Below are 24,011 nucleotides of genomic sequence, written 5' to 3'. Positions count from 1 at the left end.
TTCGCAGTCGCGCTGCTGCAGGCCCTCGTCATAGCTATCGGGTCAGCGTTGCTCTTTGGTGTCTTCTGGGGCGCCCTGCTGCCGGCAACGATCATCATCGTGCTGTTTGCCCTGGTGTCGGCCAGCGCGTCGATGCTGCTCGGATCGCTAGTCAACAACGACCAACAGGCTGGGTCGCTGGGAGTGTTTATCGGGTTGGCCGCCGCCGCCCTCGGTGGCGCAATGGTGCCCCCAGAGATCTTCTCCCCGACAATGCGCAACGTCTCACACCTTCTCCCGCACGCCTGGGCGTTGGACGCGTTCGGCGACATCGTCCGGCGCGGCGGCGGTGTCAGCGACATCGTCATCGAACTCACGATGCTCGGCGTGTTCGCGGTCGTGCTTTTCGCCGCTGCAGTAACGGCCTTTCGCAAGGCCCTCACAGCAGGCTGAGATGTCGAGAGGGGAGGCGTCAGCGACCCACCCGGGCGATATAGCTGGCAGACATTCGGCATCGCGCAGAGGCGGGTGCGGTTTCCTAGGGTGGCTAGTCCGCAAGCCGGACGAGAAGTTCTTCAACTCGGGACGCCCAACTTGCATCCCTGGCATCTTGCCACAGGTCGGCGACTTCTGAGTCTTCGCCGGAAATACGCTCCACGGCATTGCGAGCCAGGGTTATGTCGGCACTTGTCGGGACGTCGTCGTTGTCGATCAGCCATTCGAAGAACTCACCGGGTAGATCGCTTGATGCTCTGCCAACCGCGGCAGCAATGATTTCGGCAGCCGCGATCGCGGCAGCCCCCACATACATCTCCAGGTAGCCCTCCACGGTCGCGGCACGCAACGCCTCGCGACACGTGTCGATGCCGCCACCGTCATAGAGCTCGGAGACCCAGTCGACAGCGTCGTCGTTTTCAAATGGTCCCGTGCCCCACGTGCCCACCGTGATCTCCTCTCGCCACCGGAATGCCAGCTTGCAACCATACCCCGCCGTAGCAACCTCCCATACGCGGACCCGGCGTTGCGCGCTACGGTTCGGCTCATCATGGGATATCACGAAGCTCCACCCGGGTGGTGGAAAGAGTTCATTGCTGCGCTCCCGGCGCGCACTGCAAAACTTGCGGTGGTCCGCAAGGACGGTGCTCCCCACATTGCCCCGGTGTGGATCGATCTCGACGGCGACGACGTCATCTTTATGACAGGGGCCAATACGATCAAGGGGAAGGCAATCCTGCGCGACCCACGGGTCTCGCTGTGTCTCGATGACGAGGCACCGCCGTTTTCGTTCCTGACGATTTCGGGTACCACAACCACATCGACCGATCCCGAGGAACTCCTCAAGTGGGCCACCCGCATCGGTGGTCGCTACATGGGTGCGGATGTAGCCGAGGCGATTGGGAAACGAAATGCGGTCCCTGGTGAGCTAGTCGTCCGCGTAAAGATCGACCACATCGTGGCCAAAGTCAACGTCGCCGGCTGACCCGTCGAATTGGATTCTGGCGTTATACACCACCGTATACGAGCTGGATTAGCGCCAGAATCCAAATATACCCACCGCACTAGTCCATCAATGCCCATGTTTGGACCGGTCGCGAAAAAAAGAATCCCGTGTCCCTTGATTGTCTCCAACTAACAGTGATTATATGGAATCACGGCCATTAGGAAGGCACACGGTGGAGGCTGGTACACACCCCGACCTTGTCGGGATCGGTAGGGAGCTACGACGACAGCTCGACGCAACGCTGCTCGCCGAACAACACGCCGCACGGGCTGCAGCGGTGCGGCGCACAACTCTGCGGGACCGCATGCTCAACCTTGCAGATGCGTCCGCCACAGCGCTTGTTGCGACCACCGACGGGCATATGCACCGCGGGATCATCGAAAGCGTCGGCGCCGACCACATCACTGTTCGGTATGACGCAACGAGCAGGCTCATCATGCTGCGCAGCATCGTTTCGGTCGAGGTTCGCCAATGACAACCATCGCGCAACGCCTCGCGACCATCCCTTCAATCGACCGCAGAACCGCCATAGCGCTCGGGGCTGGGTTCCTGGCGGCGATCCTGGTACTCGGGATGACCGCATCTCCCGATCTGACGCCGGTCCTTGTCGCAGACGGAGCACTCCCGGCGGGTACTCCCCTCGGGGACCTAGAGATTTCCTACCGCGATGTTGACAACACCGAGGGCCTGATCGTCGGGTCAGACATCGGGGAGCTCGCAACCTGGACGCTGGTCGCCCCGCTCGCCGCAGGTGAGCCGCTTCTGACATCTTTGATCAGACCGCCACAACAGCTTTCTGCGCCGCAACAGATGGCGTTGACAGTTCCCGCTACCCAGGCTGTCCTCGGGTTGCTCCAGGCTGGCGACACCGTGGATATCCTCGTCACCAGGGGCAGCGCAGCCACATCCGATATGACGACCGTCGTCCTTGCATCGGACGTCTTCGTGATCTCCGCACAGCTCGCCGAGTCGAACGCCTTTGGCGACCAGGTTCGGGTCCTGCTGGCCGTGACCGATCAACTGGCGATCGACCTTGCCAACGCTGTCCATGGCGGGGAGATCGATCTGGTCAAGGTCGACAGATGATCCCGCGGATCGCGACGGTCCTGTCGGCGCGTGAATGGGAAGCCGCCCTTGTGCAATCTGCCCACGACACTGCACGGGTCCGCCTCGTGGCACGAATGTATCAGCCCGACGATGTATATGGCATCGAGACCGAGATCGACGCGATCGTCGTCGGGGCGGAAACCCCGTGGCTCTCGGCGTCGATCGTGCGCTCGTGGACCGCACGGGGGATTGTTGTAGTCGGCATACACGCTGCAAACGACCCCGTTGCGCCGGGCCAGCTCGCCTCAATGGGTGTCGACATTGTGATGAAGGACACCGAAGAGCCCGAAGTCGTGCTGCACCGGCTGCGACTAGCCCTCCCTGAGACCACTACAGCAGCTACGACAACGGCCCAAATTACCGTCGTGACGGGACCTCGCGGCGCCCCGGGTATCACGGAAGTCGCCCTCGGTGCCGCAACGATCAGCGCGAAACACCGAAACACAATTCTGGTCGACGCCGATGCCACCGACCCCGTTCTTGCGGTCCGGCTCAACCTCTCACCAGAGCCGACCATCGAGGACGCCCTCGACGCTATCCACGCGGACGGTGACATTTCATCTTGTGTGCAGCGTTTCGGCGGCATCGGAGTGATCGTCGGTGCTGCCAGCGAGGAGTACATAACAGACAGCGCAACGTCACTGCTCGAAGGGGTCGCGGTCATCACCGAGCATGTGATCGTCGACGCCGGACCGAACCCCATCGCGGCCATTACGAAACGGGCGGACAACGCAATTGTCGTGTGTGACGCATCGGCGGTCGGCATCGTACGGGTTGCCAAGTTCATTGCGGCCTGGTCTGGTCCGCAACCGACGATCGTCCTCAACCGGGTGCCGCGTCGAGACAAAGACCAGCTCACCGACGCGGTGCGTCGGTGGACTGGACTCACTCCAACAGCCACCGTCGCCGACAATCCCGCAATCCGCTACGCGGCGAGACATGCCCGCCCACCGCACCGGTCCCTTCTCAAGGCTTTGACCGCGGTGGTGCCGAAATGACTGTTGCGCTTGCAGACAACAGTGCCCGGTTCGGCTTTGTCGGCCCACTCCTCGCCGACCCTGACGTTGAGGAGATCATCATCCTCGGCTCAGCGCGCACGTTTGTCGTACGCAACGGCCGCAAAGAACTGCTGCCAGTTGTCACTACTACAGCCAACGTGCGACGTATTGCTGACCAACTACTCGCCGGCACAGGTCGCCGGCTCGACCTTGCTAATCCGATCGTGTCGGCGCAACTTGAGGACGGATCCCGGGTGCACATCACCGGCCCACCAGTGACCCACCCGGACCGGCTCAACATCCAGATCCGCAAGTTCGTGGTGCGGGTCAACCATCTTCAGGCGCTCGTTGACAAAGGGTCGATGCCCCAACATGTAGCCAAGTTTCTCGCGGACGCGATCACCCATGACGAGACAATCCTCGTTGCGGGCGCGCCCAGTGCTGGAAAGACGACCCTTGTGAACTGCCTGCTATCGGAGGTGCTGCCAGACCGACGAGTCGTCACTTGTGAGGAAGTTTTCGAGATTCAGTCCGATCTTCCAGACATCACCCAGATGCAAACACGCGAGGCCGGTCTCGACGGTGGCGCGGAGATCACCCTGCGCGACCTGGTGCGTGAGGCCCTGCGACAGCGACCCGACCGCATCGTCGTCGGGGAGGTGCGTGGCCCTGAGGCACTCGATCTGTTGATGGCGCTGAACACCGGCTGTGCGGGCCTCGCGACACTGCACGCAAATTCTGCTGTTGACGCGTTGGAGAAGATGGTGTCGTACTCGATTCTCGCCGGGTCGAATGTCACAGTGGCGTTTGCAGAGCGCACTGTGGCCTCTGTTGTGCGATACGTCGTGTTCCTCAAGCGGACCCCGACGAGACGCATCCTCCAGGAACTCATTGAGGTGACCCCGGCCGATGGTCGCTGGACAAGTCGCATGCTGTACTGCTCAACAGACGACTCGAACACGGGGATCCTGGCGTGAGGGGTGTCGCCGCAATCCTCGCTGGGTTTTCGGCGTGGGCGCTCGTCGCTCGACCCGACATCCGCCTGTGGACTCCCAAACTGTCGCTCGATCCCCGCGCCTTGGTGGCGGCGGGCATCTTCGGAGTGCTGACCTTCCTCCCCACCCTCGGCATACTCCAGGTCCCCGCCGCTGCCATCTCGATTGCGATCCTCGTAATGTTGGTCCCACTCGCCCGCGCCCAGGCCGCACCCCAAGTCGAAGCGCACGCAACGGCTCAAGAATGGCCCGACGTGCTTGCGTTGCTCCGAGGACGCCTCGCGTCAGGCGATCCGCTCCCCGATGCTTTCGTCTCGGCGTTGCACGCGTCCGACGGTCGGCTATCCAAACACGCCCCCGCTGTTGAGAGGGAAACGTTCTACGGGCTTGGCTTCAGCGGAGCCCTGTCCACGTTGCGCACCGAACTCGCAGACGCCACCGCCGACCACATCTTGTTGACCCTGGCAACGGCCCAACGCGTCGGGGGCCAACGGGTCGGCGAAATAGTGGCCGCGCTCGGCATGTCAGTCGCCGACGACTTGCGAGTCCGGGCCGCACACAACGCCGCGTTGACAGAACAGCGGATGACCGCGCTGGTGGCGTTGGTCGCACCGTGGGCGCTGCTCGCTCTCACCATTTCGACGAACCCTGCCGCCGCGGACGCATACAAAACCGCAGAGGGCGCCAACGTCATCGCGATCGGCCTTGCCGTCACCTTGGGTGGATATGCGATAGGTCGTCGGGTGGCAACATTGTCACGACCACCGAGGCTGTTCCAATGATGAGGCTATTCGTCGCTGTTGTTGCTGGGTGGGCTGCGTACACGGTCGTCAGCCCATCTGCGGTCCGCTCGCTCGGTGACAGAATCGGCCCTCATCTGCTGACCCGCACCGTCAGCCAGACACCGGTCACAACCGCTCCGCCCGCAGCGCGCAACGCGGGACTCACATGGTCGAAGGAAGACCTTCATCTGCGGTGGCTGACAGCCGGGATCGCAGGCGCAACGATTGGCGTCCTGCTCGGACAAGGGGATCTGTTCTTGGCGGACCCACAGGCCTCTACACCTGCGCTGGTGATTCTCGGTGCGTTCAGCGGTCTGTTAGGTCTGCGGATGTGGATGACTTCGCGAGCGGAGCGTCGCTCGAGGCAGGCCATCCATGAGCTGCCGGCGGTGAGCGACGCTTTGGCGCTGTCAGTGTTGTCAGGTGCGTCCCTGTCGTCAGCAATCGACGATTTGGTCACCAACTCACGCGGTGTCGTGACCGACGAGCTAGGTGAAGCATTCGTCGAGTACAGCAGCGGTGCCCCGCTCACCGAAGCGTTATACGCTGCGGCAAAGAGCGCCGTGAACCCGGCGTCGTCACGGCTCTACTCACTGCTCGGGCATGCCCATCAGTCGGGTGGCCGACTCAGCGAGGCGCTTAACGAACTCGCCCGCGACTTTCGCGCCGAATTGCAGCGGTCGCTGACATCGGAGGGAGGCAAGAAGGCACTTGCGATGTACGCACCGATCCTTGCGTTGATGGTCCCGGTGACCCTCCTCTTTCTCATATACCCGACGCTGACATCTTTACAACAACTCGCAGGAAACCCTTAGAAAAGGAGACAACATGCCAAACCAAGACACGCCCGACCAAGACATGACCGAGACGGAAACGCTCACGCATCAAAGAGGATCGACCACCGTCGAGTGGCTCGGGCTTGCGACCATTGCGGTGCTCGTCATTGCACTGCTGCTGCCCCAGGTGCGTACGACAGCGGGTGACGTGTGGGGCAACGTGGTCGGCCAGCTCACCGGCTTCTTTTCCTAGGAGAGAGCAGTTTCTCGTAACCACCGGGCGTCTCTCGGAGACGAAGATGGCAACGCGATTATCGAGGGGATGGCGGCAATGGCGCTGTTCTTCTTGTTCTTGCTGCTGCTTGTCAACGTGGCGTTTTTTGCAGTCGCACGCAACGCCGCGTCCACAGCGGTAGACGCAACCGCACGCCGGGCGGCGTTGGTGGGAGCGTCAGACTCGGACCTCAGCGCATACGCCGATGCGGCAATCAAAGCCACCGCACCGGGAGCCACTATTCAGTCGACAGTGATATCGCGCACACGAGACACGGCAGTGGTCAGGGTTGTGTATTTGTGGTCGCCACCGGGCCCACTGTTTTCCGCTATCACGGTTGTCGTTGAAGCCTCGGCGCCGCTGGTTGTGGAGCCATGACCGGCGAGCGGGGAACGACGCTGATCGAAACGCTGATTGTTGGCTCGCTCATCGTGGTGGTTGTGATCCAGTTGTTGCTTGCCATCACGAGCGTGTCGGCTGCCGGAGATAGGGCCGCCGAAGCGGCGTTCAACGCTGCGACGATTGCGGTCCGTACAGGCGACGAAACCGCCGCGAGGCAGGCTGCCGCCGATGCGGCACCCGGGGCAACGATCACGCTCAAGACCACGGCCGCAGGCACAGACGTGGTGGTGTCGATCGACGTGCCCGTCGTTGCGATCCTCGGCGACGCGATCATGTACACAGTTGTCGGGCGGGCCACGGTGGCGGCCAGCCCATTCGGGAGTACTGCTTATGCGCCGTAACCGTGCGCTTCGTGACGAACGTGGGACCGCACTACCGGCAACGATTGGTCTCATGATGGTCGGGCTGTTGATGGTCGGATTGGTGTTCGAGCTGTCGTCTTGGGCGTCGCTGTGGCGTGAAACCAACTTTGTCGCCGAAGCAGCCGCCGAGGCAGGGGCAGCCACGATCGACCTGGCGACGTTGCGGTCCGGTTCGGTGGATCTGGCGCCGGATGTTGCAGTCCCGTCAGCGGTGGCAGCCGGGAACGCCGCTCGGCCACGTCCCAACCGGGTAATCACCGCGGCGCTTGTATCCCCCGACACCATCTGCGTGGACGTCGCCCAGGAATACTCCTCCGCACTGCTTGGCCTCTTTGGCGCCGGCTCGTTGCAAGTGTCCGCCACCGCCTGCGCCTCCCCCGCCCGCGGCTAACCCCCAATGGATTCTGGCGCTAACCACGACCACCGCATCCGATCTCACAAAGCGCCAGACGTTACTCGGGACGACGAAAGACATAGACGAAGATTCGCATGAGCGTGTTCGACACGGACTTGAGTTTCTGTATCCCGGGGCGCCTTGCGGTCCCGCTCGACTAGCTGGTAGGAGCGTCGGGGTACCCACCGCTGTGCTCGACTCCTGAGACACGACGTTATCTACGCATCGCCAGAGACATACTCGGCGATTTGAGATGCCGCTGCCAGCCCGGCGTCCGTCGTTACGACTGGAGCGTTAAGAGTGTTGGCAAGCTCGACGTAGAGGGCATCGACCAATCGTAGATTGTGACGCAGCTTCCAGGCTCCCGCGAGCAGTGGGGCGAGGGGGTGACGTTCGATCGGTGCGTTAGCCGCGTATTCGACTCGAGCCTCCGCCTGTTGCGCAGTGAGGTGCCCCGCGCGGTGCAGACGTCCGAGGGCGGAGAGCACTTCAGCGTCGAAGTGCGCCGGTGCGTGAAGTTCGCAGCCTTGTAGCCGGTCTCGCACAGCGGAAGCAGACAGCGACCCAACAAGGATGTCGACCATCGACGAGGCATCAACGATTGTCTGCTTAGCCACGACCGTCAAGCTCATCTTTCGCTGCAGTAACAGCGGAAACAACAAGGGCGGGATCGATGCCGAGGGACCCCAGCGAGCCGACATCGTCGAGCCAGTCGTCCACACGGCTAGCTGCCAGGGCGCTGCGCAGCGCCTCTTGGGCAAGCCTTGAGACGTTCAAGTCCGCCGCCTTCACTTTCAACGCGAGATCATCGGGAAGATACACATTAATTCTTGCCATGCGCATAGTATACACACTTGCAAATAGTCGGGAGTTCTTATAGAGACGAGACGGATCGTTGGCCCTCGTACCCTGACAGCCTCTTACACAAATGACACCGTGAGTAGTCACTTGTCGCTGCCATACTGACTCATGCGTTCGATTCGAAACCGGGGCTGGGTGTCTGCCCCGCTTGCAATTGTTGTGTTGGTGACTGTCGTTTCGACGACTGCGGCGTCTGCGGGGTGCCGCCGGGAGGGTCGTCTGTTGACGATGACGGCAACATCCACGAGGGCAACATTGAGGCCATCAGGGAAGCCGGGATCACGAAGGGCTGCAATCCACCAACCAACGACAGTACTGCCCCGATGACGAGGTGAGACGCGACCAGATGGCTTCGTTCCTGGCGCGAGCGTTGAGCCTGTCGCCGGTGGTTCCCCCGTCGCCTGTCGGGGCGTGTATCCGTGCGCCCAACGGCGTGACGCCGCTACGCCACGTCCGGGACACCGACCAACTGGATCCGGGTCGTCGCGGATGCGGGGGCGTCACCCGTCCTCGACATGGAGGCTCGGGCGAGTTTCGCATCAGCGGTTCCTACATCTCCCTCACCGGTATCGACATCAGCAACGGCGGCGGCAACAACCTCCATATTGCACCCGAGTCGGAGGACATCCGTCAGATCTACATTGCGAACAACACCATCCACGACCTCGCCCCCGGCCCCGGTGCTGCCATCAAGATCAAGACGGCACGGGTGCGGGCGTGGGGACCGTGTGTATTGAAGACAACGATGTGAGCGAGGCGATTAGCAACGCCATCATCGACGGTGTCGGTGTTGACGGCGCAGTGGTGATCGGTAGCGACATCCACGACAATGCCGCTGGCAGCCACGGCATCTTCTTCAAGGGCGGGTCGTCGAACATCCTCACCGACAGCAGCCTCATCAGGGGGATCCGCGCCAACGCTCCGCTGCAGCTCGGAGGTAACACGGGGGCTTCGTTCTGGAACCCGGCGTACCCGCAGTGGGAGGGTGTCGACCAGATTTCGCGCAACAACATCATTGTCGACTTTGACGATTCGGCAATTGAGATTCGCGGCGTGAACGGGGCCACGGTGTACAACAACACGATCGTCACCCAGTCGACGTTTGCCATCTTCCGCCTCCAAAACGGCAACAATGCCTCGGGCGGTTCGAGCGGCAATAACAACATCGACATTTCGAGCAACCTGATCATCGGGACGGGCGGCAACCCTCAATACGCCCGCAACGACGGCGGCGCAGCAACCATCACCTTCGGCCCGCAACTGTGGGCAGGTCTGTTCCGCAACGCTGGAAGCGCCGGGCCGGGCGTTCCGATGTTCCCGCAGGCTGGCGATGTCGTTGTCAGCTCGGGCGCACTGGCAACCGTGGTTGTCGATCCGACGACCGGCGGTATCACCGGCCTCACAAGTGCAATTGCAAAATACAAGCCCACCACCAGAAGCCCCACCCTCGGTGCGGCCCAAGCGTTGGCCGACGTCGCAAAGGACGTAATCGGCATGTTCCGCTCAACAACAACCCCCACGATGGGCGCCATCGAATCCCCGCAGCCCAGATTCGACAGTTGGAAGGTCTGCGAACATCTATCCCAGCGGACAAACGCTTAATGGACAACTACAACAGTGTTGTTCCCCTACGGTATGGGTATGGAAAGCGAACCTACGGAGGACCAGCGGAATCTGCGGATCATCGTCTCCGACGATATGGTCGTCGGCAACTACGCGAATCTGCTCGGCGTGTGGCATACCGAGCACGAATTTACGTTGGACTTCGTAGTTGTCGGCCTGCCTGATGCCTCTGACGACAATTCCCAACAAACGTTCACGGCACCGCTCGTTGCCCGCCTCAAGATTCCGACGAATGTGATATTCAATATCGCCAGGGCGATTGCCGACAATGTAGATACGTACGAAAAACGCTTCGGCCAGATCACGCCCCAGCCCGACACTACGCCAGACTATCCCCCGGGAGGTGGCACGCCATAATGGACACAACTCATCAGAGAAAAGCCCCCGAAATGAAGGCCTCGTACGACTATTCGATACCGACCATGACCAACAGCGCGGTATGGCACTTTCTGCGCCGATCACAGAGACTCGCATCAAGTTCCTTCGCACAAGCCGTTGAGGACTATCAACACAGAGTTCGCGAGAACGAACCTTACGGCGATTCCGTGACTCTCGATACATTCCGCGAGCGGTACCTCGACTGAGTCTATGGCTTGGCAATGGTCGAACCTAGAACGCGTCCTCGACCCGTGGTTCGTGTCTCAGTCCCACGACGATACGAGAAGTCGGGTCCTAAACACGATGGCCACCATGGCGGCGCACCCCGACGACCTCGCTGACTCCAGGGTGCCCGGGGAATCCCCGCTGGTGAGGCAGCTCGCGGTTCTCAACACCAAAGTGGCCCTTGTGTACCTAAGAGCTGAGCAATTCCATACGTTTCGACTATTGGCAATCGCGGACAACAGGTAGGAACGCGGTTCCACCAGCGCGGACCAAAACCACTGGGTCGGGTGCCTCGGAAACGACGGCAGAAACTCTCGGCAGCGAAAGTGTCCGGTTCAGAATGATTCGCGGGGTACCGCCCACTCGACCAGCCAGCGCACCACTCGGCCAACATCAGTGGTACCGGCAAGAACCGCCGGGTAAAGCCATCAACTAACCCATGCACCGCGCATTCGCTCGTCATCCGAGAGGTCGATGCCTTCTCCTGTCTCAAGTCGAAGGAGATGTCTCCGGCGCAAGTCGGCGTCGATCAGCTGGTTGACGGCCCGCTTCGTTGTAGATGCACCGTCGGCGCTGCAGGGTCTTGCGTGCGTGTGGAGTTGGTTCTGCGATGACATGTGCCGAGCCTGTTGCGATGACGGAACCCGGGGGAGTATTATGGATTAATTCGACCAAGGAGATGAGAGTGCTTTCTGTAGCGGTAGTTTTCTTTACGTTTGCCCTGGGGGCGTGGGTGATCGGTTTATACCTAATTGGTATAGGCGCCAACCCGACGGAGGAGAGTAAGAATCCTGCGATCACCGTCGGTTGGATAGAAGTCATAGTCGGAGTGATGCTGGCAAGCCAGGTCTTCATACTGGTTCAACAGGCAGCTGGAGACAGCCTGATCCTCACGCTAGCGGGCCTAGTGTTGCTCTTCGCAGTGTTCTTCACGGCCCTCGGGATCGCATTAGTGACCGGATCGGATCTGCGACCGGTCGGCAACCTGGCGGTACCAGTAGGTGTCCTGGCAGCCTTGTATCTGACATTCGATCTCTTCAACGACACGTTCTTGTTCCAGTCTTCGACGATCGTGTGGGGAGTAGTGTTCCTCATGGTCACCGGATTCACCTACGGGAAAGTTCCCGCCAAGACGCTCGGGTACGCGCTCGTGTTCACTGCATTCTGGGGTTTCCTCCCGGTGGTGTATCTGGCACTCGACAAAACCATCCCGTGAGGTAGGCGCCACCGATCTTCAAGTTCAATACGTGAGACAGGCTCGTTCGCAGCAATAGTTGGTCTGTGAATTTCCGGTCTGCGGGAAACAGCCGCCGGTCCTGTTCTAAGATGGGCAGTAAGGAGGACCGACCGATCAGCAATCCATGAGCCGCGCTCGATGGGAATTGCCTTGTTGGCATCGAATGTGGCCTCGGTATATCCGGGCGTGGGTTCGCCTTCAGAGGTGGCCCACAGTGCAAACCGCCTGCGCTCGGAAATGTCGCCGCAATGTCGACCCGTGCCTGCCGATCTCGGGTGTGCCGGCACCGGACCCGCTCTCCGGACCGAGAATCGCGTACCGTGCGTGGTCTACTCGTTGGGAACGGACCGATCTACCTCCCAATTCGACGCACCGAACGCAACGGAACCGTTGCCAGATATGGCTCCAGCTCCGAAACTGATCGGTTCGGTGGTATCGGCGCTACAGCCGATTTCCCCTCTCGAATCACCAGTGACTTCGATGCATGCGATGTCAGACCTGCTGCCCATCCACAGGGCTAGGCCTTCGCGACTCATGACTTTGGTAGTTACACCGCACTGCGAGTCCGCTTCGGCTTCCGAGTGGTCGCTGCCTGACCACAGCTCCGACGAAGTCTTCTTGCGACATGCGAACCGGGTTCGCAGGAAGGCTTCTATCGCTCCGCCCCAGCGCGGCGCCGACGTGGGCACCAGACGCGGGGTGTTACGAGCCGTCGAAGGGTTCACCGTGGGTGTTGTCGAACACGACATCCGTCCGGCCCTTGCGGCCACCTTGACCACCAAACCTGGCGACCTTGCCATCGTCGGGCAAGTACCCAAGAGATACTGCGTACCGCGCACGAGAACCCGCAGCCAACCCAAGCACCTCGGCCGCCTTCTCCTCACGATGCAAGGTCAGCGGACACGAAGCAACGCCCAAGGAAGCGGCTGCCAACATGATGTTCTGGGCAAGACGTCCGGTATCAAACTCATAGCCTCCCGGCTCCTCGACGAGCGCGATGCCAACCGTGGCGTTGAGCAGCGGTGTCAAGAAGTCACCGGCCGCACACAGACGTTCTTTCTGCTCGCCGGTCACGACGATAAACGACCAGAGTTGCAGGTTCTTGGCGCTCCCCGTCCATCGGGCCGCTTCAAGAATCTGGTCGAGGTGCTCGTCTGACAGGGGGGTGTCGCTGTACTGGCGGACGGCCCGCAGCGACATGATGTGATCATACAAAGTGCTCATACGCCGAGGTTAGTGACCTCAGCTACTGCCCGGTTCGCGGTGAGGTCTTCTCGGACGGCGTCTCCTAGACGGAGCGCGTAGCTGTAACCGGTTCCCTGTTCGCAACCATTGCGCGACCAGCACGCGACATGATTGCAAGTGCAGCACCGGACAATGTCACCACGCCACCGACGAACTGCACCCCGGTTACCGTCTCGCCCAGGAAGATCCACGCCAAACCACCCGACAAGATCGGCAACGCCAGCATCAGCACCGGCGGCAGGTTTGCGGGCACCCACTTCAACGGCCATGTCATCGCGACATGGCCCAACCCCCCGGGCACAAGGGCGACAAACGCCACAGGCAACAACGCGCGCGGTGTCACGTCAAAAATCGGTACGGCCTCAACCGCCGCGAACAGCGACACACCGCCGGCAGCCACCAGCAGTGCTCCTGAGAGAAACGTCGTGGCATCCATGTGATCGCGGGCCCTCTTTGAGATCAAAAAGAACACCGTATAGGTCAGCATGGTCATCACAGCGAGCGACATACCCCACAAGTCGCTCCCCCCGGTACGTGCGCCACCGAGAACGACAAGCACCGATCCACCAATGCCAACAGCGGCGCCAAGAAAGAAACGAACGCCCGGCTTCTCCCCGAAGAACCTTGCCGCAAGGACACCAACAACGATGGGCGACAGCCGGTTGATGAGCGTCACGTCGTTCACTGACGTTGCCTTGAGAGCCGCCACGTAGAACAGATGATTCACACCAAACATCAATCCGCCGGTCACCACATACAGTTTCCCGGTGCTCGGGATGACACGGTGCCCACGAGATCGCCGCCAGAACAACACCATTGCGAACATCGCTGCACCGAGCCATATCCGCCAGAACGCAAAGACGTTCGCAGACAGGTCGGTGCCGCGAACCACAACGGCGCTTGACGCGTAGAGGAACACAGCAAGACCGACAATCGTTGTGGGTGAACGCTGCGCGAACGTTTGGAAAATCTGAGAAAGGCGAGAGGCCCGGGCTATCAAAGGATTGACTCCTGAATGGACCAAAGGCATAATAGCCGATTACACACCCATGAAGTCGCGATGAGTCGCCCGAATTGCAGCGAGCGACTGTGAGCCATAATGATGTATGACGCAGGCACCAAAGACACCGTCCTCTGACCAAGCTGAGAAGATGGCTGCGTGGACCGAACAGGTCACCCGAGAAGATTCGCCCCTGTATGCGGCGCTTGGCGAGGGTATCTGCACCGACGCCGATCTGCTGGCGCTGCTCGACAAGATCCCCCAGCAGCAGCCCGTGCCTCTGCTGCTGTTCGGCGCTGTTCACCAATTGCTGCTCAACGGCGCCGACCACCCGCTGCGGGATTTCTACCCGACATGCACCGATCAACCGGACACGGAATCGGACCCCTTCCCGGCATTTCGAGACTTCGTGATGGACAACTACGACACCATCTTGGACAGGGCAACAACACGCCAAGTACAGACGAACGAGGTCGGCCGGTCGAGCCTGTTCCTCCCGGTGTATCGGATCATCGCGCGGCGTACCAACAGGCCGCTGTGGATCATCGAGATCGGGGCAAGCGCCGGGCTCAACCTGCTGTTCGACAAGTGGCACTACACGTATCTCCACGGCACATCATCGATCGATGTCGGTGACCCGACGTCACCCGTGCATCTGACAACCACCATCCGGGGACCGCAACGCCCACTGTTTCCCGACCCGATGCCCGAAGTGGCGGCACGCATCGGCGTCGACCTCGACCCGATCGACATCACCGACCCTGCGGACGAGTCGTGGCTGCGAGGCCTCCTCTGGCCCAACCAGGCAGAACGCCACGACCGTCTTGCGGCGGCGATCTCGGTCGCAAAGCAGAACCCGTTGACCCTCGTGCAGGGTGACGCAATCGCATGCCTTGAGGAACAGATCGCCGCGGCGTCTGATGACTCGACAGTCGTCATCAACCATTCGCACATATTGAATCAACTCACACAAGAAGCGCGGGACGACTTCGTCGCCGAACTCGACCGGCTCTCAGCGCACCGCCCAATATGGCGGCTCTCCAACGAGTGGTTGTCGCATGCCACCACCCAGCTCGACCTCATCCGCCACACCAACGGGGACCACCAAATCGAAGGCCTCGCTGACGTCCACCACCACGGGACGTGGATCTCGTGGCAAGGACCTACTCGCTAGACGTCGACAGGTCCAGCAGGGATTGCTGTGCCTCACCAACCGAAGAGTCGAGCGGCACGATGTTCTCCGCAAGATTGTTGGCAACCTTGTTCACGAGGGTCGCCACAGGGTGCAGCGCCATCAACGGATCAGGTCGACCGGCCAGCATCTCTTGCACCTCGTCGACGTTGGTGAGGTCACGATCGAGCCATGTGCCCCACATATCGGCGCTGAGGATCACCGGCATTCGGTCGTGGACCGTGGCGACGGACTCGATAGGGTCACCGGTCAAGATGGTGCAGGTCACAATCTGTTCGTCAGTCTCGGGGTCGCGCCACATACTCCACAGACCAGCCAACGCAAGCGGCCGCTGGTCTGCAGAGTAGATGTAGTGCGGGAGCTTGCCCTGTGGACGCACCTGCCACTCGAAGAAACCGTCGGCGGGGATGAGACACCTGCGCTTGGAAAACGAATCCCGAAACGCCGGCTTCATGGCCGCTGTCTCAACCCGAGCGTTGATGTGTTTTGCGCCGATGCGCCTGTCCTTGGCCCAGAAGGGCAACAACCCCCATCGAAACGACTCAAGCCGGCGGACACCGTCATGGACCGCAACCGCAATGACTGGAGCCGTCGGTGCGACGTTGTATTGGGGAACGCGCTGTTCAAACACCGGCATCAATTGAGCCTTGAAGTAGTCGGCGTAGTACTCCGGCGCTTCCTTCTGCACAAACCGTCCACACATGCGTACAGCGTACCGCCTCTTGGATGTCGATCTCTCAGTTGTCGCGAGGACTCTCAGCCTCCGGCAACGAATTGGGACTTGATTACTCGGACGTTGCGACCGATAGTTGCACAATGACCGAACCCGCCATCACGTTTGATGACGTGTCGAAACGCTTTGGTGACACCATTGCCGTCGACTCTCTCACTCTCAGTATTCCACGGGGTAGCGTCACAGTCTTTCTCGGCCCGAACGGTGCAGGCAAGACAACCACCGTGCGCCTCACCACGGGAGCCCTCACCGCCGACAGTGGCGAGATCACCGTGCTTGGACTCTCCACGTCGACGGACGGACACGAGGTCCGCAAGATTTGCGGTGTCGTGCCACCTAAACCCGCTTTCTTCGACACCCTTTCTGGATTCGACAACCTACGGTACGCCGCCGAAATCGCTGGAGCGTCACCACAGACAATTACACCCGCTGCGGAGAGGTTCGGGATAGTCGACGAACTCGACCGCCGGGTCGACGGCTACTCGACCGGCATGCGCACACGCCTTGCTTTGGCTCGGGCGGTGCTGCACGACCCCGAAGTGTTGCTCCTCGACGAACCAACAGCCGGTCTCGACCCGGAGTCGTCGCGAGCGGTGCTTGGGTTAATACGTGAAATGGCGGGAAAGGGCCGCACGATTGTGATGTGCACACATCTGCTCCATGAAGCCGAAGGCATCGCCGACGTCGTCGTGCTGATGGGGTCGGGGCGGGCCCGTGCAGTCGGAAACCCTCACGACCTGATGAAGACCTATGCCACCGAAAAGCGGGTCACGATTGACGCTGTGGACCGATCAATGCTTGCGCTCCTGCAACACATGCCTGGCGTCCTGGGAATCGAAGGTGACGGTCCGATGAATGTGACCATTGAAGACATGAGCGTCGTGCCGAGTCTGGTGAAAGCCCTGACAGACAAGGGCGCCGACATCACGCGGGTCGAACCACACAAACAAACCCTCGAACATCTCTACTTTGAGATGCAACGCATGATTGGGGATCAGCCGTGAAGCTGAAGCGAGCGTGGATCATCGCCAGACTTGACCTGGCACGGCTCGTGCGTTCAAAGGACTATCTCGTGCCGCTCATCATCCTCGCCGGAATATTTTTTGTCATCATCCCCTGGGTGATGCTCGGCGTCGTTTCCAAGGCTGGTGGATCGGCCCTCATCCAGCAGATCGGAGGAGTCCTCGAATCACTCCCCCAGATCGCCCAAAACAACGTCCGCGGTAACACCCCCCAGGCGAGAGCCGCCTATGCGTTTTCGGTGTACCTGCTCGCCCCGGTGGCGATCGTCGTACCGCTCACCATATCTTCAGCGATCGGTGCGTACGGACTCATCGGTGACCGCGAAAAAGGCACCGGCGAGTACCTCGCGCACTCACCGCTACACACGTCGGAGATCTTCTACGGGAAGCTCATTGCGGCTTTCATCCCTGGGTATCTCGCAACGGTCGTCGGCTTCGGCCTGTATGCCCTCATCGTCAACACCAGGGTCGGCCATCTCCTCGGCGGCTGGTTTTTCCCGACACCTGAGTGGTGGATTCTGATCTTCTGGGTGGTGCCACCGTTTATCATCTTCAGCCTCGGTGTCATCCTGTGGGCGTCGGGCCGCGTCCAGTCCGCTCCTGCCGCCCAACAGGCATCCACTCTCGTCACCCTCCCCGTCATAATCCTTGCCTACGGTGTCACCTCAGGCCTTGCACTCGACCCGGTCCGGGGTGCAATCGGCATCGGCGCAGCAGCGTGGGTGGTCGCCCTCGTGGTCCTACGAGTCACAAGCCGCGGTCTAAAGCGCGAACGCCTACTCGGCACCAGCTCGCAGAACTAACGAACTCGTTGCCGACCGTTCTCGGGAAACTGAACTCACGCTCGACGCCCAGCCTCCAGCGGCCGCACAGTCAGAGCTACTCAGCACCCGACCGGTAGTCGAATCCGCACGCAGTGGTGTGTTTCCACGGCAGCGGCGATTGCGGAGTGTGGAATGGTTCAGGGTCGCGATGGGTTCAAGGTCTGAGATGAGCACGCGGCAAACAAAATCATTTGGCCTCGGGACCGTTGCATTTCTACTCGTGCTTGGCGCGTGCGGCAGCACGACCAGCGACGACGCAACTGGCGCAACGGCGGCGCCCACGAGTGCGACCACGACAACCACCACTGCTTCACCGTCGACAGATTCGAGCACAACCGCTTCGCCGTCTTCGACGACGGCACCGCCTGCGCAAACAGGGAACGACTCGGGCCTCACATTCACGGTCAGCGACGGTTGGAAGGCGGTTTCTCTGGGGCCTGGCATCAAGCCAGTCATCGCGATCGATGGTTCTGGTTCGCCGGCGATCGCATGGCTCACAGAGAAAATCGGCGATGGTTTCGTCGCCATAGCGGGAGCGTCCAGCGGTTGGGAGACTCAGCTTGTCAAGGAGGGGTACTTCTACGGCCCTATTGGTCTTGCGTATGAGCCCGACGGAACACCCAACGTCGCAATTCACGATCACCAGGCCGACACCTTCGAACCCAACCTGGGTGACCTCGTGCGCCTATACCTCGACGGCGACACCTGGGTCGAGGACATCGCCAACGACGCCGGTCACGACGGATGGGATACGACTATCGCCATCGGGAGCGACGGCGTGGTGCATGCGGCGGGGGTCGATCCATCACAGTTCGGCGGAACTGACGGTGTCGAGTACTACAGAAATGATGGCTCCGGTTGGGAGATAACCCCGATCGGCAGCGGCCCAATTGTCTATCAGTTCAACGTAGGCTTGGCTGTCGACTCGAACAGCAACCCCGGCCTCACCTATTACAACGACACTGACCAAGACCTCATATACGCCAGTCTTTCCAATGGGACCTGGACGCTTGAGACGGTTGCCGACGAAGGCGACGTTGGGCGGTACTCGTCCCTCGCATTCGACGCTAACGACCAACCCGCAATCACGTACTACGCAAAGACCGGTTTCCTGACTGGTGACATCATGTTTGCGACCAAGGGTGACGACGGCTGGACGGTCGAAACAGTTGGTGGACTCACCGAATTCAGGGACCAGAACGCTCGGCGCAACTCCTCGCTCGCCTTCGACAGCCAGGGCCGCCCCAACGTGGTGTTCTCGGACGTCAAGGGTGTGTGGTTTGCGGTCCGTGAAGACTCCGGCTGGGAGGTCCAGCAGATCGTGCAAGGCGACCTGACACTCGGACAGCTCGTATCACTCGTCCTCGACGCAGACGATCGCCCTCACATTGCGCTCTACGAAGTCACCTCAAGCCAACCCCTCGACGGAACCGTCGCCTACCTAACCACCACGGAATAACTACCCGCGCGGACACTTTCGAAGCGATCCCTGCACGCCAGGGAAGACCGCCCGCCAATCAACACTCCTGGCATCCTGCTGCACCTGGACGTAGGAACCATTGCACGAATCGGCCCCACTAACGTTCAGACGACCTCGCGCTGGTCGCGCCCGAGAATCTGGGGCGGCCAGTGTACCCACCAAAGAGGCCCCACTGATGACGCCGTCTCCTCCGAGAAGAATTGGCCGACACCACCAACCCAACGCGGTGAAGCTCGTTTCCGCCACGCTCGCCTCGCTTGTGTTCATCGCTGCATGCTCCACCGCTTCTGACGATATTGACGGGGTGTTCGTCGACGTGGCTGAGATCGCAACGTTTGGGACTATTGCCGAGCTTGTGGAAGCGTCTTCGGTGGTAATGGAAGGCGAGGTGGTCAGCGTTGTCCGCGGTCGCGTCAGCGTTGTGCCTGAACTCGAGGATTTCGCCGGCACTCAGATGCTTGATGTGACGATTGTCTCCATCGACCAGCTCGCCGGCGAACCGGCGGACAGGATCACGATTGAATGGATGGGCTGGGAGATCGGAGACGACGGAAGCCCCGGTCCGCAGTTCCTTGTCGAAGGCATGCCACCACCAAAGGTAGGCGACAAGGCAATTTGGTTCTTCAGATCACGCCCGAACCCGCCAGCAGGAAGCGCGGCCACGCACTCCATTGCGTCGCTCGACGGCCGACTCGACATCGCGGCCGACGGGACCGTGACAACGCAGATCGTCGGCGAAAACCGGCTGGCTACCCGACTCTCGGGAACACGCGTTGACGATATCAAAGCAGCCGTGAAAGACACGCTACGGCCCTAAATGTCTGATGCGTACGGAACGCGGCCGCGGTCTTTCGCTAGGCGTCTTCCGCTTCGCTTGGGCGGAAGAACACCGCAAGCTGACCGACCGCGAGTAGCAACCCACCGGCAAGCATTCCCGCACCGACCCACCCGTCAAGATCCTCTGCGATCTCTAAGGCACCATCGATCGAGATCTCACCCGGACCGGCAATTGCCATCACGACACCGGTGAGTCCCAACGTGGCGACATACTCCCAGCCCTCACCGGGTCGGAAAATGAAGAACCCGTTGTTGCGGTGTACTGACCACCAAGCAACAAACATCACCGACATGAGGCCCGTCGCAGCAAGCGAACCGAGCAGGCCGACAATGAGGAGCACTCCGACGCCGATCTCGGTCGCGGTTGACATGAACCATTGCAGTTCGGCTTGGCGAAAACCCATGCCCCCGAACCAGTTGGTTGTTTTCTCGCGCCCGCGCGCGTGATTGATGCCGTGCACCAAGATTACGAATCCGACCCCGATTCGCAGGATGAGCATGGCTACGTCGAATGGGGTCATGGTTCCTCCAACCAGTTGCATCGTTGCTACAACACCGTTGTAACTCTAGATATGCCGACAACTACGGTGCGGGACCCTAAGCAGGGACCGCAAAGATCACATAGGCGAAACGTCGGGGAGAACGTAACTGGCGGTAGCGTGAGCGACCAGACGATCAGGGTTGTGCTCCTCCGCAAGCGCGACGGACGCATACGCAACACGCCGGCCGATCTTGTGCAACGTGGCGGACGCCAGAACGTCGCGGCCGATTGCGGGACGGAGGAAATTCGCTTTCAGCTCATTTGTTACCGCGAGGGGAACGATCCCAAGACGTGTGAAGATGACGAAATACACCGCGGCGTCGGCAAGGGCCATCAGCACAGGACCGCACACCATTCTACCCGGTCGTGTCCAACGGTCGCTGTACGAAAAACGCACCACCGCAACATCGCGGCTGACGCTGACACACGTGATACCCATCTCGACGCAGAATGGGAGTTGCTCGACAAGGAAGTCGTTGACCTCGTCAACGGTGACGGCACAGGTAGACACGAGACAGCTCCGATCCGGATAACGAAGGGCAGTGTACGCGGACCGATACCGTCAGGACGAGTCGCCACTCATCTTCTTGAGGTACGCCATTGCGGCAGCCCGCGACTCGGGATCTTGCGACGCTGCCAAAAGAAGTTGCGCGTCGCCCTCTGAATGACACGTCGACACAAGCTCGTCCGCCGCCCGATTGACACTCGTTTTCGTCGCCGAAATAACCGACCACGGCCTCGCAAGGATCTGCTCAGCAAGGGTCTCGGCGGTCGTCTCGAGATTGGCAGTGTCGACGACGCGTCCAATAAACCCCAGACTGGCAGCTTCGTCCGACCCGAAAGGACGACAGGTAAGGATGAGCTCCTTAGTGGCGGCGGGGCCGATTTCACGTACCAGTCTGGGAACCCCGCCCCAAGCAAGCGGGATGCCGATGGCAGCCTCGGGGATCGAAAAGATCGTGCCACGGGATGCCACACGTAGGTCGCAGGCAGCGGCGACGATCAACCCGCCTCCAATGCAATGACCGTGAATCTGTGCAATCGTGAAGGCCCGCATCCCCGCAATGGCGTCGCCCATAACACGGCCTGCGTCGGCTTGCGCTAGGTCGAATACTGTCTCGTCGTCGAACAAATCAGACAGCAGGCTGAGGTCGGCGCCGACACAGAACGACTCACCTGCACCCGACACGATCACTACCCGCGCATCAGTCGCATCGAACCACACGGCAGCATCAGCCAACTCACGTTGCATGTCCAAGCTCAACGCGTTACGAGGTGGGCGGTTCAGAACGAGTCGACCGAGATGACCTTCGACAGTGACTCCCACATGCTCGAATTCACCGCTCACCCCCTGTTCCTCCGGCGTCCGCGCTTCGACCGTCCACCTGGCTGAGGACTCCACTTGAACAATTTGAGGGCCAGCAGTGCACCGCCAAAGCCCCACAACACCATGACCCCGAGTGAAACCGGGTCGAAGAAGTCACCGACAGACGCCCCGACGACCTCAACCGGGTTAAAGGCCTTGCCGAACGAGGTCGCGAAATGTCGCAGGGGAAACAAGTCGGCGACCGTGCTCAGCCAAGCGGGAGCGTTGGCAGATGGTGGGATGAACACATCAGAGATAAACGCGAGTGGCAGAAGGGTTGCGTTAGTGAGCGCCGGTGCGGTAGCGCCGTTTGAAGACACCGCGGCGAGCAGCAAGCCGAGAGTTGCGAAGACAGCAATGCCCACCAGGAAAGTCAGCAAAGCCCCCGGCAGCGAGACCGCATAAACGTTGACCCCATAAAAGACCACACCAACGCTCAGCATGATGCCTGACGAAATGAACGAGATCGCTATGGCCGACCCCACCCGGCCGGCGAGGTACACCCACGGCGGCATAGGTGTGCTGCGGACACGTTTGAGAAGCCCTTCGTCACGGGCAATCGCGGTTCCTATGGCGAGGTTTGTGTATGTCGCTGAGACCGCTGCGAAGACTGCAAGGGTTGGTGCATAGAACTGCGCCGTGGTGACTCCGAGGCCCTCTATCTCCTCGTTGCCGAAAATGAGGGTGAACACGAAGAAGAACATCAACGGGAAAACAACGGTGAAAAAAGCTGCGGCCGGGTTCCTCCAGAACACAAGGTTTTGGTACTTGATCTGCCTGCGGACGAGGCGAAGGGTGCTCATGCTGGCTGTCACTCGGCAACCTCCCCAACAAGCTCGAGGTAGATGTCCTCAAGAGTTGGCTTTGACATGGTGAGGCCATCGAGTGCAACGCCGTTCGAGAGTGCCCAGGTCGTGAGCGCGTGCATCGTCTCAACGGGGTCGGAGGTTTTGACCTCGACTGCACCGTTCGCCCCGATCGCAGCATCGACCGGCAGGTCGGCCGCGGCGCCGTTGAACACAAATCGCACAACGGTGATATCCCGTCGGTCGGCACCGATAGTGTCAGGTGTCCCCTGTGCGATGATCTTGCCTCTTGCGATCACCGCGACACGATCGGCGAGATGCTGCGCCTCGTCCATGTAGTGAGTCGTCAACAAGATCGTCTTGCCGAGCGACCTAAGATTATCAATGATGCTCCACGCTTGACGCCGCGCCGAAGGGTCAAACCCGGTGGTCGGTTCGTCAAGAAAGATCAGGTCCGGGTCGCCAACAAGACCAAGCGCCAGCTCGAGACGACGCTGCTGCCCCCCGGACAACGTCCCGACCCTGGCATCGGTCTTCTCTTGTAGACCAACGATCTCGATGAGCTCTTCGGCGGCACGCCGTTTCGTGTACGGATCAGCGTGAAACCGGATCGCCTCAAGTACGGTGAGCTGTTTCTCAACGATGGTTTCTTGAAGCACCACTCCGATGCGGTCACGAAACCGAGCTCCGCCGGTCGCGGGGTCGACACCGAGAACCGTCACCGAACCGCCGCTTCGAGAACGATGTCCCTCAAGGATCTCGACCGTTGTTGATTTGCCGGCACCGTTTGGGCCGAGCAGAGCGAACACTTCGCCTTCGGCTACATCAAAATCTATGCCGCACACCGCATGTACGTCGCCGTACGACTTAGTCAAGTTTTCCACGGTTATCGCAGCCGCCACAACGCCTCCATGGCTCAGCCGACCGCTCAATCCTAGATGCGCCGAAGCACCAGCGGCCGACGAGTCCGAAACACTCCTGCAACACGAAGTTCGCATTGCCGTAACCGGCCAGCAACCAGACAGAAAAGACCATGTCGTACGTTCATCACGAGCACCCTTACCGAAGGAA

At 60.7% G+C, this 24,011-nt stretch carries 35 protein-coding genes; 23 read left to right on the top strand and 12 right to left on the bottom strand.

What is annotated here, in order from left to right:
- Window positions 1-432 (top strand): ABC transporter permease (locus IIC71_10295; GenBank protein MCH7669567.1); only part of this gene is annotated, 432 nt, incomplete at its 5' end.
- A gap of 94 nt (window positions 433-526) precedes the next feature.
- Here IIC71_10295 and IIC71_10290 read toward each other — a convergent pair.
- On the bottom strand, window positions 527-922 hold the full coding sequence (locus IIC71_10290; protein MCH7669566.1) for a DUF4259 domain-containing protein: 396 nt from the start codon (window positions 920-922) through the stop codon (window positions 527-529).
- A 102-nt stretch (window positions 923-1,024) separates the two neighbouring features.
- Here IIC71_10290 and IIC71_10285 point away from each other — a divergent pair, with 102 nt between their 5' ends.
- The 11 genes from IIC71_10285 to IIC71_10235 all read left to right on the top strand — a co-directional run bounded on the left by IIC71_10285 (window position 1,025) and on the right by IIC71_10235 (window position 7,567).
- On the top strand, window positions 1,025-1,459 hold the full coding sequence (locus IIC71_10285; protein ID MCH7669565.1) for a PPOX class F420-dependent oxidoreductase: 435 nt from the start codon (window positions 1,025-1,027) through the stop codon (window positions 1,457-1,459).
- A gap of 163 nt (window positions 1,460-1,622) precedes the next feature.
- Entirely contained in the window at window positions 1,623-1,955 is a 333-nt protein-coding gene (locus tag IIC71_10280; GenBank protein MCH7669564.1) for a hypothetical protein, read from the top strand.
- Window positions 1,952-2,566, top strand: a complete 615-nt coding sequence (locus IIC71_10275) for a hypothetical protein (protein MCH7669563.1) — start codon at window positions 1,952-1,954, stop codon at window positions 2,564-2,566. The genes IIC71_10280 and IIC71_10275 overlap by 4 nt, the downstream gene beginning before the upstream one ends.
- Window positions 2,563-3,585 (top strand): hypothetical protein, encoded by a 1,023-nt coding sequence (locus tag IIC71_10270; protein MCH7669562.1) that lies wholly within the window; start codon window positions 2,563-2,565, stop codon window positions 3,583-3,585. Before IIC71_10275 ends, IIC71_10270 begins: the two co-directional genes overlap by 4 nt.
- On the top strand, window positions 3,582-4,562 hold the full coding sequence (locus IIC71_10265) for a CpaF family protein (protein ID MCH7669561.1): 981 nt from the start codon (window positions 3,582-3,584) through the stop codon (window positions 4,560-4,562). The genes IIC71_10270 and IIC71_10265 overlap by 4 nt, the downstream gene beginning before the upstream one ends.
- A complete protein-coding gene (locus IIC71_10260) occupies window positions 4,559-5,362 on the top strand; it encodes a hypothetical protein (GenBank protein ID MCH7669560.1) in 804 nt (267 codons plus the stop codon). Before IIC71_10265 ends, IIC71_10260 begins: the two co-directional genes overlap by 4 nt.
- Entirely contained in the window at window positions 5,359-6,177 is an 819-nt protein-coding gene (locus IIC71_10255; protein ID MCH7669559.1) for a type II secretion system F family protein, read from the top strand. The genes IIC71_10260 and IIC71_10255 overlap by 4 nt, the downstream gene beginning before the upstream one ends.
- A gap of 13 nt (window positions 6,178-6,190) precedes the next feature.
- Window positions 6,191-6,391: a hypothetical protein gene (locus IIC71_10250; GenBank protein ID MCH7669558.1), complete on the top strand. Its 201-nt coding sequence runs from the start codon at window positions 6,191-6,193 to the stop codon at window positions 6,389-6,391.
- 69 nt (window positions 6,392-6,460) lie between these two features.
- Window positions 6,461-6,790, top strand: a complete 330-nt coding sequence (locus tag IIC71_10245) for a hypothetical protein (protein MCH7669557.1) — start codon at window positions 6,461-6,463, stop codon at window positions 6,788-6,790.
- Window positions 6,787-7,155 carry a hypothetical protein gene (locus IIC71_10240; protein MCH7669556.1) on the top strand — a complete coding sequence of 123 codons (369 nt, stop codon included), beginning with the start codon at window positions 6,787-6,789 and terminating at the stop codon, window positions 7,153-7,155. Before IIC71_10245 ends, IIC71_10240 begins: the two co-directional genes overlap by 4 nt.
- The gene (locus IIC71_10235; protein ID MCH7669555.1) at window positions 7,145-7,567 is read left to right on the top strand and encodes a hypothetical protein; all 423 of its coding nucleotides are present in this window, start codon (window positions 7,145-7,147) and stop codon (window positions 7,565-7,567) included. The genes IIC71_10240 and IIC71_10235 overlap by 11 nt, the downstream gene beginning before the upstream one ends.
- Before the next feature lie 221 nt (window positions 7,568-7,788).
- Here IIC71_10235 and IIC71_10230 read toward each other — a convergent pair whose 3' ends face one another.
- Entirely contained in the window at window positions 7,789-8,202 is a 414-nt protein-coding gene (locus IIC71_10230; GenBank protein MCH7669554.1) for a type II toxin-antitoxin system VapC family toxin, read from the bottom strand.
- Window positions 8,180-8,422 (bottom strand): type II toxin-antitoxin system CcdA family antitoxin, encoded by a 243-nt coding sequence (locus IIC71_10225; protein MCH7669553.1) that lies wholly within the window; start codon window positions 8,420-8,422, stop codon window positions 8,180-8,182. The genes IIC71_10230 and IIC71_10225 overlap by 23 nt, the downstream gene beginning before the upstream one ends.
- A 355-nt stretch (window positions 8,423-8,777) precedes the next feature.
- Between IIC71_10225 and IIC71_10220 the strand changes: the two genes are divergently transcribed.
- The 5 genes from IIC71_10220 to IIC71_10200 are packed head-to-tail and all read left to right on the top strand — an operon-like array spanning window position 8,778 to window position 10,903.
- Entirely contained in the window at window positions 8,778-9,182 is a 405-nt protein-coding gene (locus tag IIC71_10220) for a hypothetical protein (GenBank protein ID MCH7669552.1), read from the top strand.
- Entirely contained in the window at window positions 9,158-10,033 is an 876-nt protein-coding gene (locus tag IIC71_10215; GenBank protein MCH7669551.1) for a hypothetical protein, read from the top strand. The genes IIC71_10220 and IIC71_10215 overlap by 25 nt, the downstream gene beginning before the upstream one ends.
- Window positions 10,034-10,072: 39 nt before the next feature.
- Complete coding sequence (locus tag IIC71_10210) at window positions 10,073-10,411, top strand: DUF3467 domain-containing protein (protein MCH7669550.1); 339 nt, start codon at window positions 10,073-10,075, stop codon at window positions 10,409-10,411.
- Window positions 10,411-10,638 (top strand): hypothetical protein, encoded by a 228-nt coding sequence (locus IIC71_10205; GenBank protein MCH7669549.1) that lies wholly within the window; start codon window positions 10,411-10,413, stop codon window positions 10,636-10,638. The genes IIC71_10210 and IIC71_10205 overlap by 1 nt, the downstream gene beginning before the upstream one ends.
- A 4-nt stretch (window positions 10,639-10,642) precedes the next feature.
- Window positions 10,643-10,903: a hypothetical protein gene (locus tag IIC71_10200; protein ID MCH7669548.1), complete on the top strand. Its 261-nt coding sequence runs from the start codon at window positions 10,643-10,645 to the stop codon at window positions 10,901-10,903.
- Window positions 10,904-11,085: 182 nt separating this feature from the next.
- Here IIC71_10200 and IIC71_10195 read toward each other — a convergent pair whose 3' ends face one another.
- Complete coding sequence (locus IIC71_10195; protein MCH7669547.1) at window positions 11,086-11,274, bottom strand: hypothetical protein; 189 nt, start codon at window positions 11,272-11,274, stop codon at window positions 11,086-11,088.
- A 68-nt stretch (window positions 11,275-11,342) separates the two neighbouring features.
- Here IIC71_10195 and IIC71_10190 point away from each other — a divergent pair, with 68 nt between their 5' ends.
- Window positions 11,343-11,873 carry a hypothetical protein gene (locus IIC71_10190; protein MCH7669546.1) on the top strand — a complete coding sequence of 177 codons (531 nt, stop codon included), beginning with the start codon at window positions 11,343-11,345 and terminating at the stop codon, window positions 11,871-11,873.
- A gap of 723 nt (window positions 11,874-12,596) precedes the next feature.
- Here IIC71_10190 and IIC71_10185 read toward each other — a convergent pair.
- A complete protein-coding gene (locus IIC71_10185; GenBank protein MCH7669545.1) occupies window positions 12,597-13,118 on the bottom strand; it encodes a nitroreductase family protein in 522 nt (173 codons plus the stop codon).
- Window positions 13,119-13,182: 64 nt separating this feature from the next.
- Window positions 13,183-14,169 carry a DMT family transporter gene (locus IIC71_10180; GenBank protein ID MCH7669544.1) on the bottom strand — a complete coding sequence of 329 codons (987 nt, stop codon included), beginning with the start codon at window positions 14,167-14,169 and terminating at the stop codon, window positions 13,183-13,185.
- 76 nt (window positions 14,170-14,245) lie between these two features.
- Here IIC71_10180 and IIC71_10175 point away from each other — a divergent pair, with 76 nt between their 5' ends.
- Complete coding sequence (locus IIC71_10175; GenBank protein MCH7669543.1) at window positions 14,246-15,313, top strand: DUF2332 domain-containing protein; 1,068 nt, start codon at window positions 14,246-14,248, stop codon at window positions 15,311-15,313.
- Here the strand turns inward: IIC71_10175 and IIC71_10170 are convergent.
- Entirely contained in the window at window positions 15,303-16,034 is a 732-nt protein-coding gene (locus IIC71_10170; GenBank protein MCH7669542.1) for an SOS response-associated peptidase, read from the bottom strand. The two genes, IIC71_10175 and IIC71_10170, sit on opposite strands and share 11 nt — an antisense overlap.
- Before the next feature lie 113 nt (window positions 16,035-16,147).
- Between IIC71_10170 and IIC71_10165 the strand changes: the two genes are divergently transcribed.
- From IIC71_10165 to IIC71_10150, 4 genes are all read left to right on the top strand, one after another.
- Window positions 16,148-17,068: an ABC transporter ATP-binding protein gene (locus IIC71_10165; protein ID MCH7669541.1), complete on the top strand. Its 921-nt coding sequence runs from the start codon at window positions 16,148-16,150 to the stop codon at window positions 17,066-17,068.
- Window positions 17,065-17,889, top strand: a complete 825-nt coding sequence (locus tag IIC71_10160; GenBank protein MCH7669540.1) for an ABC transporter permease — start codon at window positions 17,065-17,067, stop codon at window positions 17,887-17,889. Before IIC71_10165 ends, IIC71_10160 begins: the two co-directional genes overlap by 4 nt.
- A 187-nt stretch (window positions 17,890-18,076) precedes the next feature.
- Complete coding sequence (locus IIC71_10155) at window positions 18,077-19,369, top strand: hypothetical protein (protein MCH7669539.1); 1,293 nt, start codon at window positions 18,077-18,079, stop codon at window positions 19,367-19,369.
- A gap of 247 nt (window positions 19,370-19,616) precedes the next feature.
- A complete protein-coding gene (locus IIC71_10150; protein MCH7669538.1) occupies window positions 19,617-20,207 on the top strand; it encodes a hypothetical protein in 591 nt (196 codons plus the stop codon).
- A 37-nt stretch (window positions 20,208-20,244) separates the two neighbouring features.
- On the opposite strand, the gene IIC71_10145 is transcribed toward IIC71_10150, so the two are convergent.
- The 5 genes from IIC71_10145 to IIC71_10125 all read right to left on the bottom strand — a co-directional run bounded on the left by IIC71_10145 (window position 20,245) and on the right by IIC71_10125 (window position 23,938).
- Complete coding sequence (locus tag IIC71_10145; GenBank protein ID MCH7669537.1) at window positions 20,245-20,748, bottom strand: DoxX family protein; 504 nt, start codon at window positions 20,746-20,748, stop codon at window positions 20,245-20,247.
- Window positions 20,749-20,844: 96 nt separating this feature from the next.
- Window positions 20,845-21,279: a PaaI family thioesterase gene (locus IIC71_10140; GenBank protein ID MCH7669536.1), complete on the bottom strand. Its 435-nt coding sequence runs from the start codon at window positions 21,277-21,279 to the stop codon at window positions 20,845-20,847.
- Window positions 21,280-21,330: 51 nt separating this feature from the next.
- A complete protein-coding gene (locus IIC71_10135; GenBank protein MCH7669535.1) occupies window positions 21,331-22,095 on the bottom strand; it encodes an enoyl-CoA hydratase/isomerase family protein in 765 nt (254 codons plus the stop codon).
- A 17-nt stretch (window positions 22,096-22,112) separates the two neighbouring features.
- On the bottom strand, window positions 22,113-22,949 hold the full coding sequence (locus IIC71_10130; GenBank protein ID MCH7669534.1) for an ABC transporter permease: 837 nt from the start codon (window positions 22,947-22,949) through the stop codon (window positions 22,113-22,115).
- Window positions 22,946-23,938, bottom strand: coding sequence for an ABC transporter ATP-binding protein (locus tag IIC71_10125; GenBank protein ID MCH7669533.1), 993 nt, complete (start codon window positions 23,936-23,938; stop codon window positions 22,946-22,948). The genes IIC71_10130 and IIC71_10125 overlap by 4 nt, the downstream gene beginning before the upstream one ends.
- Window positions 23,939-24,011 lie beyond the last annotated feature (73 nt).

The sequence above is a fragment of the Acidobacteriota bacterium genome, assembly GCA_022562055.1.
Taxonomy (GTDB): domain Bacteria; phylum Actinomycetota; class Acidimicrobiia; order Spongiisociales; family UBA5794; genus BMS3BBIN02.
This window is presented reverse-complemented; position numbering and strand designations above follow the sequence as displayed.